This window comes from Acinetobacter sp. YH01007 (assembly GCF_013420425.1).
Taxonomy (GTDB): Bacteria; Pseudomonadota; Gammaproteobacteria; order Pseudomonadales; family Moraxellaceae; genus Acinetobacter; species Acinetobacter towneri.
In genome coordinates this window covers 1-17,540 of the sequence record NZ_VOYC01000033.1, presented here as the reverse complement: position 1 = coordinate 17,540, position 17,540 = coordinate 1, and the positions used below count along the sequence as shown (strand labels likewise).

The 17,540-nt window shown below is 36.8% G+C and carries 18 protein-coding genes and 2 pseudogenes; 8 read left to right on the top strand and 12 right to left on the bottom strand.

Going from position 1 to position 17,540, the window contains the following annotated elements:
• The first annotated feature begins 140 nt into the window (after positions 1 to 140).
• Positions 141 to 1,016 carry an SDR family oxidoreductase gene (locus FTT74_RS13325; protein WP_078081115.1) on the top strand — a complete coding sequence of 292 codons (876 nt, stop codon included), beginning with the start codon at positions 141 to 143 and terminating at the stop codon, positions 1,014 to 1,016.
• A gap of 91 nt (positions 1,017 to 1,107) precedes the next feature.
• A complete protein-coding gene (locus FTT74_RS13320) occupies positions 1,108 to 2,277 on the top strand; it encodes an ATP-binding cassette domain-containing protein (RefSeq protein ID WP_179989164.1) in 1,170 nt (389 codons plus the stop codon).
• Between the two features lie 125 nt (positions 2,278 to 2,402).
• Here the strand turns inward: FTT74_RS13320 and FTT74_RS13315 are convergent, their stop codons facing one another.
• The 6 genes from FTT74_RS13315 to FTT74_RS13290 all read right to left on the bottom strand — a co-directional run bounded on the left by FTT74_RS13315 (position 2,403) and on the right by FTT74_RS13290 (position 7,422).
• Positions 2,403 to 3,107, bottom strand: a complete 705-nt coding sequence (locus FTT74_RS13315; RefSeq protein WP_043963410.1) for an IS6-like element IS1008 family transposase — start codon at positions 3,105 to 3,107, stop codon at positions 2,403 to 2,405.
• Between the two features lie 241 nt (positions 3,108 to 3,348).
• Complete coding sequence (locus FTT74_RS13310; RefSeq protein WP_114237944.1) at positions 3,349 to 4,149, bottom strand: DUF2310 family Zn-ribbon-containing protein; 801 nt, start codon at positions 4,147 to 4,149, stop codon at positions 3,349 to 3,351.
• A gap of 136 nt (positions 4,150 to 4,285) precedes the next feature.
• Entirely contained in the window at positions 4,286 to 4,624 is a 339-nt protein-coding gene (locus tag FTT74_RS13305; protein WP_114237945.1) for a hypothetical protein, read from the bottom strand.
• A gap of 1,083 nt (positions 4,625 to 5,707) precedes the next feature.
• Positions 5,708 to 6,073: a RepB family plasmid replication initiator protein gene (locus tag FTT74_RS13300; protein ID WP_218944957.1), complete on the bottom strand. Its 366-nt coding sequence runs from the start codon at positions 6,071 to 6,073 to the stop codon at positions 5,708 to 5,710.
• Positions 6,074 to 6,112: 39 nt separating this feature from the next.
• Entirely contained in the window at positions 6,113 to 6,817 is a 705-nt protein-coding gene (locus FTT74_RS13295) for an IS6-like element IS1008 family transposase (protein ID WP_043963410.1), read from the bottom strand.
• A 245-nt stretch (positions 6,818 to 7,062) separates the two neighbouring features.
• Positions 7,063 to 7,422 carry a surface-adhesin E family protein gene (locus FTT74_RS13290; RefSeq protein ID WP_179989163.1) on the bottom strand — a complete coding sequence of 120 codons (360 nt, stop codon included), beginning with the start codon at positions 7,420 to 7,422 and terminating at the stop codon, positions 7,063 to 7,065.
• Positions 7,423 to 7,593: 171 nt separating this feature from the next.
• Here FTT74_RS13290 and FTT74_RS13285 point away from each other — a divergent pair, with 171 nt between their 5' ends.
• Positions 7,594 to 7,788: a type II toxin-antitoxin system RelE/ParE family toxin gene (locus tag FTT74_RS13285; protein ID WP_050595110.1), complete on the top strand. Its 195-nt coding sequence runs from the start codon at positions 7,594 to 7,596 to the stop codon at positions 7,786 to 7,788.
• 94 nt (positions 7,789 to 7,882) lie between these two features.
• Here FTT74_RS13285 and FTT74_RS13280 read toward each other — a convergent pair whose 3' ends face one another.
• A complete protein-coding gene (locus tag FTT74_RS13280; RefSeq protein ID WP_031946098.1) occupies positions 7,883 to 8,677 on the bottom strand; it encodes a hypothetical protein in 795 nt (264 codons plus the stop codon).
• 614 nt (positions 8,678 to 9,291) lie between these two features.
• Here FTT74_RS13280 and FTT74_RS13275 point away from each other — a divergent pair.
• Positions 9,292 to 9,649, top strand: a pseudogene (locus FTT74_RS13275) (type II toxin-antitoxin system RelE/ParE family toxin).
• Complete coding sequence (locus FTT74_RS13270; RefSeq protein ID WP_096902794.1) at positions 9,642 to 9,944, top strand: helix-turn-helix domain-containing protein; 303 nt, start codon at positions 9,642 to 9,644, stop codon at positions 9,942 to 9,944. Before FTT74_RS13275 ends, FTT74_RS13270 begins: the two are co-directional and overlap by 8 nt.
• Positions 9,945 to 9,987: 43 nt before the next feature.
• On the opposite strand, the pseudogene FTT74_RS13265 reads toward FTT74_RS13270, so the two are convergent.
• A pseudogene (locus tag FTT74_RS13265) lies at positions 9,988 to 11,144 on the bottom strand (IS4 family transposase).
• Between the two features lie 207 nt (positions 11,145 to 11,351).
• On the opposite strand from FTT74_RS13265, the gene FTT74_RS13260 reads away from it, so the two are divergent.
• Entirely contained in the window at positions 11,352 to 11,549 is a 198-nt protein-coding gene (locus tag FTT74_RS13260; protein ID WP_096902802.1) for a hypothetical protein, read from the top strand.
• 116 nt (positions 11,550 to 11,665) lie between these two features.
• On the opposite strand, the gene FTT74_RS13255 is transcribed toward FTT74_RS13260, so the two are convergent.
• Both FTT74_RS13255 and FTT74_RS13250 read right to left on the bottom strand, forming a co-directional pair.
• A complete protein-coding gene (locus FTT74_RS13255) occupies positions 11,666 to 11,944 on the bottom strand; it encodes a helix-turn-helix domain-containing protein (protein WP_000361155.1) in 279 nt (92 codons plus the stop codon).
• Positions 11,937 to 13,241 (bottom strand): type II toxin-antitoxin system HipA family toxin, encoded by a 1,305-nt coding sequence (locus FTT74_RS13250; protein WP_000816116.1) that lies wholly within the window; start codon positions 13,239 to 13,241, stop codon positions 11,937 to 11,939. The genes FTT74_RS13255 and FTT74_RS13250 overlap by 8 nt, the downstream gene beginning before the upstream one ends.
• A gap of 216 nt (positions 13,242 to 13,457) precedes the next feature.
• Between FTT74_RS13250 and xseA the strand changes: the two genes are divergently transcribed.
• Positions 13,458 to 14,726, top strand: a complete 1,269-nt coding sequence (xseA, locus tag FTT74_RS13245) for an exodeoxyribonuclease VII large subunit (RefSeq protein ID WP_000004127.1) — start codon at positions 13,458 to 13,460, stop codon at positions 14,724 to 14,726.
• Positions 14,716 to 14,910, top strand: a complete 195-nt coding sequence (xseB, locus tag FTT74_RS13240; protein ID WP_001058302.1) for an exodeoxyribonuclease VII small subunit — start codon at positions 14,716 to 14,718, stop codon at positions 14,908 to 14,910. Before xseA ends, xseB begins: the two co-directional genes overlap by 11 nt.
• Positions 14,911 to 15,163: 253 nt before the next feature.
• Here xseB and FTT74_RS13235 read toward each other — a convergent pair whose 3' ends face one another.
• Both FTT74_RS13235 and FTT74_RS13230 read right to left on the bottom strand, forming a co-directional pair.
• Entirely contained in the window at positions 15,164 to 16,462 is a 1,299-nt protein-coding gene (locus FTT74_RS13235) for a Y-family DNA polymerase (RefSeq protein WP_000100479.1), read from the bottom strand.
• The gene (locus FTT74_RS13230) at positions 16,459 to 17,031 is read right to left on the bottom strand and encodes a LexA family transcriptional regulator (RefSeq protein ID WP_000193118.1); all 573 of its coding nucleotides are present in this window, start codon (positions 17,029 to 17,031) and stop codon (positions 16,459 to 16,461) included. Before FTT74_RS13230 ends, FTT74_RS13235 begins: the two co-directional genes overlap by 4 nt.
• Between the last annotated feature and the right edge of the window lie 509 nt (positions 17,032 to 17,540).

Below are 17,540 nucleotides of genomic sequence, written 5' to 3'. Positions count from 1 at the left end.
TGATACCATTTTTCTTTATACTATCACTGAGGCAGGTTGGACATTTGATTGCTAGAGTTATTTGCATTTCTCTATTTTATCAAAATCCAATCGGCTTTTTCTTCAGCATACTTTTTGAAACACTACCGAGGAGATTATTTATGACATTTAATAACAATGAAAATACACGTGTGTGGTTTATTACAGGTGCAAGCAGTGGACTAGGATACGAATTCACAAAAAAAGCATTGGAGTCAGGAGAGAAGGTTGTTGGTGTTGCTAGAAATATTGAAAAACTGAATGAGTTAAAATGCCAGTTTGAAGGAATGTTACTTCCTTTAAGTCTTGATGTTACTGATAGAAGTGCTGTTTCGACTACAGTGGAAACTGCCATTAAACATTTTGGAAGACTCGATATTGTCATTAACAATGCAGGGAATATGGTAATGGGAATGATTGAAGAATTTAGTGAAGATGAAGTTAGAAGCCAAATGGAAACTAATTTCTTCGGTACAGTATGGGTAAGTCAAGCTGTTATGCCGTACTTGCGGGCACAAGAATCAGGTCATATTATCCAGATATCTAGTATTGGTGGACTGATTAGTGGTCCAATGTCGGGAATCTATAGCGCTAGTAAATTTGCTTTAGAAGGATTTAGCGAGGCTTTAGCACAAGAAGCTGCACATTTTGGTATAAAAGTATCTATCGTAGAACCTGGAGGTTACTGGACGAATCTATACTTAAAAATGAGTTTTACTACACAGAAAAAAGAGTATGATTCATTACGTGAAAAGTTGGCCCAACAATATTCAAACGAATCGGTGGATAGTGATCCTAAGTTAGCCGCCGAAGCTATAATGAAACTGGTTAATAGTGAGAATCCGCCTCTCCGATTAGTTCTGGGAAGCCTTGTATATGATTTAGCTGTTGAAAATGCAGAAAAACGTATATTTACATGGAAAGAGTGGGAATCAGTCAGTCGTTCTTCGGAACATGGGATTCCTGCACCAGAAGGATACGGAATAATTGAGGAATAGAAACCCTAAGAAATAAACTCTCTAAACTACAAAAACTAATTAATGATTTAATATGTTTATTAACTTAATCGCTAGAAAGGGAGGCGATTGTATGGAATTGATAAAAATGAGAGGAATAGAAAAATATTTTGGAGGCAAGCTTCTTTTTACTTTTGATAAATTAACTGTTTTTAAGAACGATATTATTGGTGTAGTCGGGTTAAACGGAAGTGGAAAAACGACGTTGTTGGAGATCATTAACAATGATATAGCTCCTGACAAGGGAAATGTTGAGGTTAAGGGAGATATCTCTTATTATAAACAATTCGGTCAATACCACGAATCAGTAGATTCTTGGCAATTGAAAGAATTTCGCTCCAGCTCAACAATATCTGAAGGTTGGTTCAGTGGTGGGGAAAAAACTCGTTTACGTTTAGCTGAGACTTTTTCTAAGAGTAGTTCAATACTTTTACTAGATGAACCAACAGCGAATTTAGATACTAAAGGGATTCAATTGCTAAAGCGAAATTTAGGAAAATATAACACAATGATGATTATTAGCCACGATACAAATTTATTAGATGAATTGTGTAATCGAATTATTGAGATTGACAACAATACCATTAACTGTTTTGACGGGAATTATACTGCATATAAACAGCAGAAGGAACATCAAATTCACACTGAGAAAAGAGAATATGAAAATTATCAAGCAAAGAAAAAGCAACTAGAGGAAGCTTATTTGCAGAAAAAAAGGCAAGCTGAAGCGATAACAGATAAGCCAAGGAATATGAGTAATTCTGAAATTAGAGCTAGAAGTTTCATATCTACTTACAAGTCTTTTGGAGGGCGACAAAAAGCAATAGCAAAGCAAGCAAAAGCCGTGCAATCACGAATAGAGCAGTTAGATGTAAAAGAACAAGTCGAAGAACAGGCAAATATTCGAATTAATTTTGAGCTAACAAATCCCCCGAAAAATAAAATATTAATTCGTGGTGAAGAAGTAACTTTTGGATATGATAATCATTTGATTTTTAATCATGCCTCTTTTGAAATCCGAAACAAACAAAAAGTTGCTGTATTGGGGGATAATGGAAGTGGTAAATCTACTCTTTTTTCTTTAATCAGAAATAAGTATGAAGGGATCTATGCTGTACCGAAATTAAAAATTGGTTATCTGTACCAAGAGTTTGAAAATTTGCAGCCAGATAAAACTTTACTGGAGTCTGTCTTGTCTGACAGTGTACAAGAAAATCAGGTGGTGTTTCAAAAAGTATGCTGACATTAAATGAAGCCATTATTGATGTAAAAAAAGGTTAAGTCGAAAGCTTTAAAATGGTTTTCAATCTTTTTTGGGCACTGTTGCAAATAGAGATTTGAGTCGATGATGTTCCCTTTAAAAAGTGCTTAGAGACCGAAAACCCTGTTGATTAGACACACTTCACCCTGAGGCTGACCATAATAAAATGACGATGCTTGTCCTTTACGTAGTGCACGCATGACTTCAATACCTTTAATTGTGGCATAAGCAGTCTTCATAGATTTGAATCCTAATGTGGCCCTGATGATTCGCTTTAACTTACCATGATCACATTCAATGACATTATTTTTATACTTAATCTGCCTGTGCTCAATATCTACTGGACATTTTCCTTCTCGCTTTAACCGTGATAAAGCATGGCCATAGGTCGCTGCTTTATCTGTATTGATGACCCGTGGAATTTGCCATTTTTTCACCGTATTGAAGATCTTTCCTAAAAAACAATAGGCTGATTTACTGTTCCGTCTAGCGGAAAGGTAAAAGTCAATCGTATGACCACGTTGATCAACTGCACGATACAGGTAAGTCCATCGCCCCTTCACTTTGATATAAGTCTCATCCATATGCCATGAATGTAAATCTGTAGGGTTACGCCAATACCAGCGTAACCGTTTTTCCATTTCTGGAGCATAACGCTGAACCCAACGATAAATTGTACTGTGATCCACATTTATGCCTCGTTCAGCGAGCATTTCTTGAAGTTCACGATAGCTGATGCCATATTTACAATACCAACGAACAGCCCAAAGAATGATTTCACCTTGAAAGTGCCGACCGTGGAAGGGATTCATCTGCTGTATCTCGAAATAAATAAGATATTTAGCTTATCATGTCAGCCTATTTGCAACAGTGCCTTTTTAGGTGGTTCCGCTAGGGTATACTGAAAATAAACTTGTCCTGTACCTGATTCCAGTAAAACACTCTCCGAAAATATCGAGACGATTCACGGTTGGTTACAGATAGTTTGGGTGTTATTTTTATCTCTATGCTTGATAGGCTTTATGAGCTTACCACAAATAATTTTTCATTCGGTCAGTCCTCGCTTTCATCCGACCAATTTTGACTCAACTCACTCACCAAACGACTCTCATCGCATTTAAAATCAATATAGTGATAGGTATTGGCAGGCAATAGCCAATCCTGCCCTGTCAGTGGACATTTTTGTTCCATATCTTCTGCCTGTGTCCAATCACGGTAATTCATTAGAAAATAATAGGTGGGTACACCTGTGCTTTGTTCAATGATACGGCACAATTCTCGACCTATTTTGCTATGCTCAGAATTGGGATTTTGCATTTGCTCTAAGGCAAAGGCTTCACTTACTGGTTGAGAACCAAGCCACAAACGATATAACGCTTCAGCCTGACGATACCATGACCACACATTATCATAACAAGGGTGATCAGGTTGGGTATATGGGATTTTATATAGAGGAATGCCTTGTAAGGTTACTCCATCTAGTAAAGGCGAACTCCAGCCCCAACGCAACATGTAAAATTCAGATTGCGTTGGTACGGCATAACGGGGAAGAGGATAGTCATGGTCTTCTCCGATATACAAGGTTTGAATGGGTTTACCTGCTAACTGTTCGATTTTATTGTGCATTTCTTGGGCATAGCTGTTCATATTTTTACGGTCAAGGGCATCCATTTCAGGACACACCACAGTCACGCGAGTAATATCATTTTGGCTAACAGCTAAATGATGGTTACGGGGTAATATTTGTCCGTTGCCTTCTAAATTTCCTAAATAACAAAATACATCATGGTCGTGGCTATCATCATCTTCAGCGATACCTGTATATTGGGGTATGATAATATCAAAGGCGTGCATTTTTATATCTCATGCTTAATTTATATTAAATATATTTGGGGATGTTGCTGTTGAAATTGGTTAAAGTGCTGTCTTGTAGTGTCAATTTAACCTATACCGTCAATGCCGTACACTCTAAATATTAATAATACTTAAACTACTTGATATTATAACTATAATTTTTCTTATCATATTTACCGAAATAAGGAACAGCTACATCCTTATGCACTGTATTATTACTATCAGTATATGTAATTACTATAGAGTCTTCGGTGTCAGAATATTTTATAGGATACTTAAATGATTGATTAGGAGATAAATTACCTATATTTTCTGATTTATTAGTGGTTTTATAAGTTAAATTAACCTTAGTTATATCTTCGGAGGTTTTGTTATTTATAATTAGCATCCCTTCTGATTCACTTTGACTGGAACAAGCCACAGTAATTAATGCACTTAAGCTAATTACATACAGTTTTCTTATTGAGATCTTCACGAGCCAAACCTTTAGTTATTTTATTTAATACAAAATAATTCTATGCAAGAAATGCCACTCTCAACTTCTTAAGCCTATTGGAATGGCTGTATTACAAGAATTGTAAGTTTAATATTGAAAGTCTAACCTTCGTAAAATAAATGATTTAGCGAAAAAAAGTTGAGAGTTAAGCATAAAATGGAATCTTATTTTTCACCAAAGGAATTAGAAGATGTTAAAGAACCATTAGTTATAACTTTCATTTTGAGACTACCCTAAATTCTGTGTAACTATCTAGTTTTCTAAAATACTTCTTAAATTTTGTCAAAATGGCTTTATTAGCTCGAAAAACTAACTTTCTATACACCATGAAGTACACCGCGACTACCTAAATAACTCAATATACCAATATCATTAGCCTACAGCCTAAGGTTCTAGTCCTCACTAGGGTACCGAAGCAGTGAAATTGGTTTGCCATAGGCATACTAATCAGAGTATGAAAAAGAAACTCCTCTCTCTGCAAATTCTTGATTGAAAACACTAAGAACCTTCATACTAAAAGTATAATAAATAAGTACTAGCCTTTCTATTATGGTGATGTCGTTCATATTCCAAGATATTCTCCGATCATCTAATAACCCCTCCCAACTAGGATCGTTTATTTTAGGTATAGATTGACTGCCGTAAGAAGGTATTTGATCAACTAAATGACGCATATCATCGAGTTTTTGATTTGATAGGGGTTACCCCAGAATTTGGAGAAAATAGTACGACAAGGAATTTTGTCGACTAATTAATTTATTAAAATCAAAGATTTATATTTTTATGCTTTGCCTGTCTGCTAGAGATTGGCAACATGCAATTTAATTGAAAGATTTTTAACGAAGTTCTTAAATAACAACTACATAGAAGTAAATAAATGTACTTACCGCCCTATAATTTCCGTTTTCTGTGCTGACCCCTAATATAGCAGTTTTTCACTGAATAGAACTCAGATAACTTATCATTTGGTGATAGTCAGAAGCCTTTATTCCCTTAAAATAATTTTTGTTTTTGATATCAAGGACTACTTCTACCACAACCTGTAAACAGCGAATAAAAATCTTAAAATTTAAACCCTAATTTCGATAAGAAGGGTAAATATACTTTCTGCTTTTCACTATCTAATAATGCTTCAGCAATTTGTTCAGCAAACACATCGTAACTTCGACCTGCTTGCCCTTGTGCCAAATACGATGCCTCATGTAATTGAGATATTTTTTTAGCGAAGGCAAAGCGTTGATTATCGGTCATGGTTATAAACATATCTACTGTATGTGGATCACGCTCTGTCTTTTCAGCTTTTACCGTTTTGGGCTTGGTTCTTTGTTTAAATTTAAAGGTAAATCCTGTAATAGTGCGACCTTGCTTGTGTTGCTCATATTCAGCAATAATATCCGTGTGTTCGTTAATTTGACGGCACTGTTGCAAATAGAGATTTGAGTCGATGATGTTCCCTTTAAAAAGTGCTTAGAGACCGAAAACCCTGTTGATTAGACACACTTCACCCTGAGGCTGACCATAATAAAATGACGATGCTTGTCCTTTACGTAGTGCACGCATGACTTCAATACCTTTAATTGTGGCATAAGCAGTCTTCATAGATTTGAATCCTAATGTGGCCCTGATGATTCGCTTTAACTTACCATGATCACATTCAATGACATTATTTTTATACTTAATCTGCCTGTGCTCAATATCTACTGGACATTTTCCTTCTCGCTTTAACCGTGATAAAGCATGGCCATAGGTCGCTGCTTTATCTGTATTGATGACCCGTGGAATTTGCCATTTTTTCACCGTATTGAAGATCTTTCCTAAAAAACAATAGGCTGATTTACTGTTCCGTCTAGCGGAAAGGTAAAAGTCAATCGTATGACCACGTTGATCAACTGCACGATACAGGTAAGTCCATCGCCCCTTCACTTTGATATAAGTCTCATCCATATGCCATGAATGTAAATCTGTAGGGTTACGCCAATACCAGCGTAACCGTTTTTCCATTTCTGGAGCATAACGCTGAACCCAACGATAAATTGTACTGTGATCCACATTTATGCCTCGTTCAGCGAGCATTTCTTGAAGTTCACGATAGCTGATGCCATATTTACAATACCAACGAACAGCCCAAAGAATGATTTCACCTTGAAAGTGCCGACCGTGGAAGGGATTCATCTGCTGTATCTCGAAATAAATAAGATATTTAGCTTATCATGTCAGCCTATTTGCAACAGTGCCCTATAAAAAGGGAGCTTTAGAGACTGTAAATAAAACTGTATTTACACAGAATTATTTACACCCTCGTGTGACAGTGCCGCCCTAAATTAAATAACAAATTTTTTCTATCTTTACTCTTGAATTGTCATTTAGATCAGGATAACTACAATAATTCTCTGATCCCCCAAATCTCTCAAGTTTTTCTAATATTTTCCTGTACATACCTCCCTTTTAAGCGTATCTAGATTTGTATTTGGAATTATATATTCTTCTTTTGTAGGTTCCATAGCTATTGGATCACCTGTTACTTCTTTGTACATAACTCCTCCTAGTCTTCGGAATTTTTCTTGTTCGCAATCTATCTCATATAGAACTGTTGACCTATTCTTCTCCTCTTTAAACTCGGTTTCTACCCAAGCTCTTGTTATTTTGGGATTCTTTGTACTATTTAATTTTATAATTTTAGATTGATAATTTGCATTATCTATAATTATTTTTGCAAATATATTTTGAGCATTAAGAACCATTACGCTGATTAATGTAATTTTTAATAGTCTTTTCACCTACTTAGTCTCTTTAAAGCTAATTTCCAGAAATATACTTATATTATTTCTGTTGTTCAATTTATTTTTTAATTTAATAATTTTAAATGGGTTAAATGGGTAAGGACACACAAATGGGAAAAACTCCCTGTTGCTATACGAGATCAATTTAAGAAGTAACTAGCCAAAGTCATAGAGCAGCCACATATTCCAAAGAATATGCTGAGAGGCAATCTTGCAGGTTGCTATAAAATTAAATTATTAAAAGCTGGTGTCAGACTTGTCTATCAATTTAAAGATGATCAGGTAGTTATCTTGCTCATCACAGTCGGGAAACGAGCTGATAGCATAGTTTATGACGAAGCTAAAAAGCGTATTAAAGACTAAAAATGGGAGCTTATAGCTCCCATTTTGAATGGGTTCTAACATTTTGACTTTGCATAGCACCTATTATATTAATTTTAGGAATACTTAAGTTTAGTTAAGAACAATAGTCTTGTTTAAATCTTGAATAAGGAACATTTCTACGTTGTGTTAGATCTTTCCCTTTTAAATCATTGGCTAATTTATCTGATAATTCTTCACTAGATTTTATTTTGTTTGGAACCCATGAATAAGCATGTCTAGGTAAAATTTCAAAAAGATTAGTCATACCAGGTACATAAGAATACTTAAATTGAGTATAAACTTGATCATAGAATCCCTTACAGATTCTATCATTTTCTTTTGAAACTAAATTTCTATTCATAGATGTTGAGAAGTCATATAAGCTCCCATTTTTGTATTCATAATCATATTTTTTCCCAGTTTTAGGACTTTGGCTTGATGTTATTTTTATACCTGAATTAAGCTCTGAAATAGTAATATCTAATGACTCTTTGAATTCAATAGTTTCAGATTTAATTAATTTTGCTAGATCGTTAAACTCATATATAAAATAATGGCTTTCTGGGCTACTCATACCAAACCATGCGCCACATGTACTTGTTACAACATAAGTATTCTGCTGTTGCTTATATATCTTTTCTAAGATTTCACATTGTGGGTCGATCTCACTAATAAAACCAGCATTTCTATTATTGTTCTCAATAGAAAATGGATACTGTTTTACATATAACTCACTGTATTTATTTGTTATTTTATATAAACCAATATTTTCTGGATAACCTTCATTATTTTTTATAAATTTGAATGGCTTAACTTCAATGGCATACGCAACACTACCAGCCATTATGAGAATATTTAGTAGAAATATTTTAGAAAGAGGACTTTTCACTTTAAATACCTTATAAGTTTAAATTATAAAGTAATTTTAGCTACTAATTAAAAAAAAGGTGAAATATTCAATTATTAATTGTCCATTTAACATAATGGTGGTTATACGCAATACACTTGTATATTAATATAAATATCAGATACTTAATAAAACCAGAAAAATCTAAAAATGCACAAAAAGCCGATTTTGAAACAAGTCGGCTTTTTTATGAGCGGTTTTGATATTTTTTGCCAACATTTTTGCTCAAAAAACACTCAAAACAGAAAATCACCTACAATCTATAAGGCTTTCAACCTGAAAAAAATCCACAATTTATGGGGATAACTCTGGGGCTATTTTTAAGCCATTTTTGTACGCTTTGACGTACAGTAATTTAAGGAATCTGCTTCTAGCTGATCAAAGCTTTATTTCTTATGATGTAGTCAAGGAAAGCAGGAAGCTCCAAACAACAAGAATAAGAAAGATCAGCACAAGGATGGTTAGGTACGACAGAAGTTATACCTTGCAACCAAACACGAAAAACCCCGACAGGATGTCGGGGTTTTTTATTACCATTTGAAAACTGACTAAGTTCACTATAAAATATAGACTATAATCTATATTTTGGTTGTGATATGTGGACAGTCATCACAACAGATCTGTTTAATGAGTGGCTTGAGCAGCAAGATGAATCAACACAAGAGAAAGTCCTCGCAGCTTTGGTCGTTCTACAGCAGCAGGGACCTAGCTTAGGTCGCCCTTTAGTGGATACCGTGTATGACTCTAAATTTACCAATATGAAAGAGCTACGCGTTCAGCATAGAGGTAAACCACTTAGAGCCTTTTTTGCATTTGATCCATTACGACAGGCCATTGTGCTTTGCATCGGTGATAAAGGCGGTAAAAAGCGTTTCTATAAAAGAGATGCTGGACATTGCAGAACAGCAATACGAACTTCATCTCTCAACCCTAGGAGAACAATCTAATGGCTAAAACCTTACAGGAATTATTGGTTAGTCGCTCTCCAGAGAGCCAAGCACGTATTAAAAAAATGGCTGATGAGCTACTGTTAGAGACTCAGCTCCATCTTATTCGAGAAGAGTTAGAGATTTCCCAAAAAGAACTTGCTGAAACTTTGGGAATAAAACAGCCATCACTTTCAGCAATTGAAAATCGTGGTAATGATTTAAAGATTTCAACCATGAAAAAGTATGTTGAGGCAATGGGTGGTAAGCTCCGTATTGATGTGGAGCTTCCAACAGGAAAACATATAGGATTTAATGTGTAACGATAAAAAAGGTAGCTATAAGCCACTGCTGTCCCACAATTTTTCACAAGAGGAAGCTTAAATAAGCTTCCTCTTGTTTAATGGGGATTTTATCGGGTGAGAATAAAGCTTTTAACGTTTTTCTTTCAAACAAATTCACTTGAATGATTCTGAGTAAGCGCTGCACTGTCCAGCCTTCTTTCCCCAGATGTTGAGCGAAACTCACCAGCAAATAGGCGATTAACGCGATCCAAATTTGAGTTTGTATGGCATTACGGCTTCGGCCTAGAAATGACTTTAATTTTAAATTCTGTTTAAGTGCTTTAAAGAACAGCTCCACTTTCCAACGGTCTTTATAAATTGCAGCAATCGTTAATGCTGCCAGATGAAAGTTATTACTCAGAAACTCAAACGTCCTGTTCTTATCGGTATCATAAAATTCTATACGTCTTAATAATTTGGGAGCACCTCTTTTCTTTGCATAAGCACTACTTAATTCAATCCATTCATCCGCAATAATACCTTTAGATGCTAATACGCTGCGGCTAGATTTCACTTGATAAACTGTCTTTGGGCGCAATCGGGTGACAAAACTGACCTTTTGATGAGTCAATTGGGCAAACCATTGATAATCAATATATCCTTTGTCAAATACGACAATACTGCCAGCAGGAAATTTGAATGCTCTGCCTTGTACCATATCATTTTCAATGCCATCCCCAAGCGCCACAAATTCAGGAATGGTATTGCTGTAATTTAAGCCAACGCTAAGTTTCATGCTGGCTTTGGATTCATGCACTTTGGCCCATTCACATAAGGAAAATGACAGATCAATATGGCTGGCATCCAGGGAATATAAGGGATTCTTAAAGCGGAATTTATGAGCTACTTTTGAGTGTTCATAAGATTTAAGCAAGGTGTAAAATAGCTGTTCATACAAGGCTGCAGGCTGTTCCTGATTGATTCGAGCCAGTGTACTGCGAGGGTGATAGACTTTGCTCCGAGAGCATTCAGCTTTTCTTGTTGACACTCTAGATTAGATTGAATATCCCGCAGACTTTGTCTGCAGGAAAGTTGAGACATCAGTATGGCAATGAACTGATCCCATCTTGAAGCGGCTCTAAATTTCTGACCGACATGATGTATTTGAACAAGACGTTCAAAATCTTGTCGGAGTATGGGTTTAATCAATTGATGAAATACGGTATTCTGATATGACAAAACCTGAGTCCTTGGTCGTTAAAGTGTTGGTTCGCACTTATATTTTAACGATTCAGACTCAGGTTTTTTTATTTAAATCAAACTATGGGACAGCAGTGAGCTATAAGCTCCCTTTTTTGTGTTAGAAACCATTTAAAGTGTCTGTATTCTCACCATTAAAAATGTCTGGTTTATGATGATCTAAATAACTTCTCAGGATATGACTCTATGAACGACACTGAAAATCAAAAAAAACTCCCATTCTCAGAGGATGAATTACTCGAAAATATAGATGAATATAAAGCACATGCAGATGAAATTACTGTGCTTACAGAAACCGAATTCGATTATTCATATTTCAAACACTCTACTCCATTTTTTCAAAAACAAATTAATTACTGTAGAGACAAAACCCTTGCTACATAAGGTTTTGGAGTCGTTTGTCTAAAAATAATCATAAAACAACCTAGAGCCTGTTTATTTCCTCTTTGTATCCTTAAACGGATAAGATTTTAGAAAAACCGATGGCTCAGAATTAAAAATCATTTAACTTTTATTTGTAATTGTAAACCGAAAGTATCGAGTAATTTCTGCATGGATTTCAAAGTAGGATTGCTCCCTGGTTGCTCCATTTTTTGCAGTGTCTGTGGCGCAATCTTAGTAATTTTAGCCATATCATTCAGTGTTAAATGTAGCTCTGTTCGAATAAATCGAGCAACTTGATAAAAAGACCAGTCTGGATGATTATTGATGGTTTCAAGCACAGATAGTCTTTTTTCCATTTGTTGAATAGGGGTCAATGGTTTAAAACGTTTATCCATGGCTGATCTCCTCCAACTGCTGGCAAATATTGATTATTCGATATTGGCTATTTTCCAGAATTTCATCCGCTACTTGAAGAGCCTGCATCTTTTCTAACAATCCCCGATAAATTGGTAACTGTTCAATTAATAAAGTTTTAATTTCTTGTGGACCAATCGAAGTGCTTTCAGCTATCTGCTCAATCACAGAACTCAAAAGTGGCATACCACCATGATCATCTCTTTCCCAACGAGTAGTACGTGCAATACCATCAGGATGTAACCACATTGGCGCAAAATCAAATAATGGTGTGAGCTGAATTTTACCATTATTGAAGCGTTGGATTGCTGTATTGCGAGTATGGTTATCTTTATTGCCTAAGGCAACATTTGCGAGATCACGCTTCAAATACTCAAATACTTCCTGCTTTGGTTCGGTACAAGCCTCCATAAGCAGGGTACATATTTGATTATGGGTCATTCTAACCCCAAAGCCCGCCTTCCCACCTAGAGATGCAAGGCTTTCCTGAGCAATTCTTTCAACTTTGCCATTAATTACTTTGCGATCAAATCTTGGAATAAACAAAGTCTTGCCATGTAGCTCAAGATCCCGGTGTACACGTAGTTGCAAGTACTGAGCGACTTTCATATACAAAGCTTCGTTCATCAGGATTTTATTCAAATTTTGATCACTGCCGCGGCTAAATTTAACCAACCAATGCTGCTTAACTTGATCATCTGGAAGAGTATGATCTAGATAGAAAAGATCATCATAACCTTGTGTTAACAACAATTTTGGCCACTCACCCTGAATACCAGATGAACCAGCAATAAAAAGTCCATAAGATGCGAGCGATTCAATAAACTTCTCTTTACGTTCAATAATTTGGCTTAGGCTAAATCCCTGATTCTGCAGCTTTGGGAAATGACTTTGTAACCACTCATGAGCCTCTTTGACTCGCAGATTCCCAATTGGATTTCCTGCGCCTGCTTTTAAAAGCGCCCAGTCCGCTTGTTCCTGAACATTCTCAGAAAAATCAAGCTGTATTAGTAATTCTTTGCGGCCGTATCCTTGAGGTAATAGATCCATAAGAAATGCTGGCCAAGTTGATTCCAATCTATTTTGAACGTTCACTGGTAAGTCATAAGCAAGCGCATGACCATCTCTTAGATCCATATATGAAATAGCATATTCGAACAAATATGATGTACGTGTAGCTGCCTGCCATCCAGCATTTTGATCATCCGTAACCTCAACCAAAGCACAGTCATGCCATTCATAGTCTTGGTAGATTTGCAGTGTACAGTATTGCTTCATAATTTTATTAAAATAGTAAAATATAATGATTTTATTGATTATATATCTATTTTAATATAAAAGTATAATTAAACTAAAAATCTCAATGATCACTCTAGGTGTCTAAGAAGAACTTATACATTTCTCAAAATTGCAATAAACTCATCTGATTTGCAGTAGAATTGATCAATATTAGGTTAAATCTCACCTCCTTATATTTTAGCTATCCTTTACATCATGTCAGAACGTCAACAACTCAGCCTTAGTGAATACCTTGCCACTGTACAGGAAGTCATCCATCTGACTTTTGATGGGGCAGTGTGGGTCAAGGCTGAGATCCGTAATTTAAGTATTAAAGGCGGTCACTATTATCTTGAGTTGGCTGAGAAAGATGAAGAAAGCCATAAGGTGATCGCTAGTTGTAAAGGCACCATTTGGAAATTTACGGCACAAAAAATAGTTCTAAAGTTTGAACGAGAAAGTGGTATTGAACTGTCGAAAGACCTGAATGTACTGATCAAGGTCAAAGCTAGATTTGATCCGCAATATGGCTTCTCGGTCAATATCGAAGATATCGACTCTAGCTTTACTCTAGGAGACATCGCCAAACGCTATCAGCAGATTCTGCTGCGACTGACTGAGGAAGGCCTGCTCAATAACAATAAACAGTTGCCGGTACCCTTTGATATTCAGAATGTCTTGGTCATTGCACCGGAAAATGCTGCAGGGTTAGGTGACTTTAAAAAAGATGCGGATGCCCTGGCTCAGGCTGGTGTCTGCCATTTCGTTTATCATTCAGCAACTTTTCAGGGTAATACTGCTTCTGCCAGCATCATTCAGGTTTTGGGCCGTGCCTTAAGACAGTGGGCTCAAGATTACTTGATAGCACCAGACCTTATTGTGATTATCCGTGGTGGTGGAGCCGTGAATGACCTAGCTTACCTGAATGATTATGATCTGGCCGCACTGCTGTGTAAAAGAACTGTGCCTATCTGGGTCGGTATTGGCCACGAGAAAGACCACACTATTTTGGATGAAATTGCACACCGTTCCTTTGATACTCCGAGTAAAGTGATCGCAGGGATCCGTAACCTGATTGTGGAGCGAGTCAATGAAGTTAGTACTGCTTTGCAGACCATCAAGCTACTGTCACAGCACCAGTTGATCACCTACCAGAGCCAGAGTGATCAGTATCTGAAAACTATCAAAACTCTGACACAGAACCAGATCAATGAAGCCCAACGTAGAGTTGATATGCTGAAGAGTGATACTAAGTATCTTGCTCAACAACAGATTAAACTAGCTTCACAGCAGGTAGAGTCATTGATGAGGGAAACCTTGCTACAGAATCCACGTAATGTGATGGCCAAGGGCTATGCAATTGTCCGTAGCCAAGGCAAAGCCATCCGTTCCATACAGCAGATTACTGACCAGCAATTACAGATTGAACTTAAGGATGGCACCATTGATGCCACCGTGACACAGGTAAACGCACATGAACAATGAAGAACTAAGTTTCAAGAAAGGTTATGAAATTCTCAAGAAAAATGCCGAATTTCTTGAATCTCAGGAAGAACCGGATATTGATAACCTTATGGCGATCGTTGAAGAGTCCATGACTGCCTATAAAGCCTGCAAATTACGTATTGATGCTGTGCAACAGGCGTTGAATGACACCTTTAAAGAATAAAAATTCTAGGTCGAGAAAAGTCTAGAATGTTCTAGAAATAAAGGACATGAGATGGTGAAAACTGACAGTTAACCCAATAAATTTGCTTGAGCAGAGTTTTATTACTAACCACCTTTTCCTCGAGAGGTGTTACATGGATCCCAAACAACATACTTACGTTGTTAAATGGTTGACTGAGGATCAAGCCTGTGTCGGCTTATGTGTCGAGTTCTTCATTAAGCTGACTTAAACCAAATAGGTGAGGCTAATTAATTTAATGGCTGATCTTTAATAATCCCTGCCAGCTGAAATAGTTTTGGGTCAAATGGGTACGATTCATGGACCACTTTCGTTGTGGCAAGTAGCAGCTGCCAACAGCTAATTTAGTTTTCCCATATCTCGCCTGTACCGCTTCTAAAGTCTGCATGAGGCTTTCATTACTTTCACGCTGGCTGTGGTCCGTCAGCAGGTCAGGAGTAAAGCGCTGCTTAGCAATTAAATCCGTCAGAATTACACCACACTTTTTATATTTCACGTCAGATTTATAAATGTGTTCCAGCAGTTGCATAGCTGTTTTAATCAGATCCAAAACACAATCCGTCGGTTCAGGAAACTCAAAAGCCAACGATTTACTGTAATAGGGAACCTTTGAATCAAAAGGATTCGATTGCACAAAAGCAATGACACATCCACATAAGGAAGCGTCTGCTCGTAAACGTATGACCGCATCCTGTACATACTTGCCCATAGCCTCTTTGAGATCATCTTGCTCGGTAACTTTTTCACCAAATGAACGACTTGCTATGATTTGCTGTTTGGGGGGAGGGGCATCATCTAACTGCATACAAGAAACACCTTGCAGCTCCAATACTGTTCTTTGCATTACCACAGAAAAAAGGCTCGCCATGCGATGAGAATCTTGCATCACTAAATCCAGTACCGAATAGATTCCCATGGCATTTAGTTTTTTAACTAACTTACGACCAACGCCCCAAACTTCACCGACCTCAATGTCTGAATAAAGCATTTCCTGATCTAGGAAATCCATATTGAGTAAGTTACACACACCCTTGAAACCCTGTCTTTTTTTGGCAAGATGGTTGGCCATTTTGGCTTCAGTTTTACTACGCCCGATACCAATCGAGACGGGCAAGCCAATCCAATCCAACAATCGTTGTTTCATGTGATGCGCATACTGAGTTAAGTCAAAATTTTGTGCATAACTGGTCAGGTCTAAAAAACACTCATCAATTGAATAGATTTCCTGTTCAGGTGGCGCAACAAAACTAGCCAAAATTGAATGAAAACGCTTGGACATTTCAGCATATAAAGCATAGTTACTGGATAACACCACGACCTGATGTTGCTGAACAATATCTTGTATTTGAAAGAGAGGAACGCCCATTTTGATGCCCAGCGCTTTGGCTTCATTACTTCTTGCCACAGCACAGCCATCGTTATTGCTGAGAACAATGACAGGTTTGTTGTTTAGACTGGGATTAAATACCCGCTCACAACTGACATAACAGTTGTTAATATCAATCAGGGCATAAATCCGCTCGTAACTGCTCATCTGAACTTCTTGATCACACTGGTAACCACACCCCAAATCAGCATGGTTTGATTATCTTTCAAATAGATATCAGCAAAATCAGGATTAGCCGCCTGCAACCAGCATTGATTACCCTCAATCATTAAACGTTTAATCGTAAAATCATTGTCTATCAATGCCAGAACAATATCCCCATGCTTGGCTTCAATACTACGGTCAACGATTAGCTTGTCATTCAGATCAATCCCTGCATCACGCATGGATAAGGATTCCACTTCAACGATAAAGGTTGCCTGTTGGTTTTGAATAAGAAACTCGTTTAGATCAAGGGTCTTATCGATATAGTCCTGAGCAGGGGAAGGGAAGCCTGCAGCAACTTTTTGCAAAGCAACAGGAATCTCATAATGTGTTTTTGTCTCAAGCAATGTAATAGAGGAAATATCGTTAAACTTTGGAGTGTCATTTTTTTTCAGGTATTTCTTGATTTCCAATACACGAGACTCTGGCACCCGAATGACCTTGGTCGGTTCGTTATAGACAAAAGGACGGCCAGAACCTTTGCGTGCACCACCATGCTTATTTTGCGTCATTTTTATTATCAATCTTGATTATGTAACATAATTAAGATTATAGAAAACTCAGAATATAAAAACAAGATTGTCCGTTCTTTAATAAAGTATTATCCCAAATCTTGGGATTGCCATGATATTAGCAAAGCCACAAGATCAGTCAGACGACACAATAAAGATTGTCTAATCCTTGATCGTAGAGACTTTATATTTGAAGCAACAGAAGACCTAAAGGGCTTTACTGGTATCCATTGATTGTTCAGCAACATTAAATAAAACCGTGGAACATTGATTAAAGAATAGGCGTGGAACGTGAAAAATCATAAAAAAAGCCCACTCGAGGGTGAGTGGGCTGTAAACTAGGTGTTAGCATACTGAATTATAACACAATTTAAAAAGCTGTTGTTATTCACCAATTAAAATGTCTATGCGATAAACCATTTAAAATGTCCTGTTTTTAACTGCAAGAGTCAAGAACAGGATTTAAATTTCTTTGTTCATTGCTAGCTTTCTGAGCTTTACGACTCGGC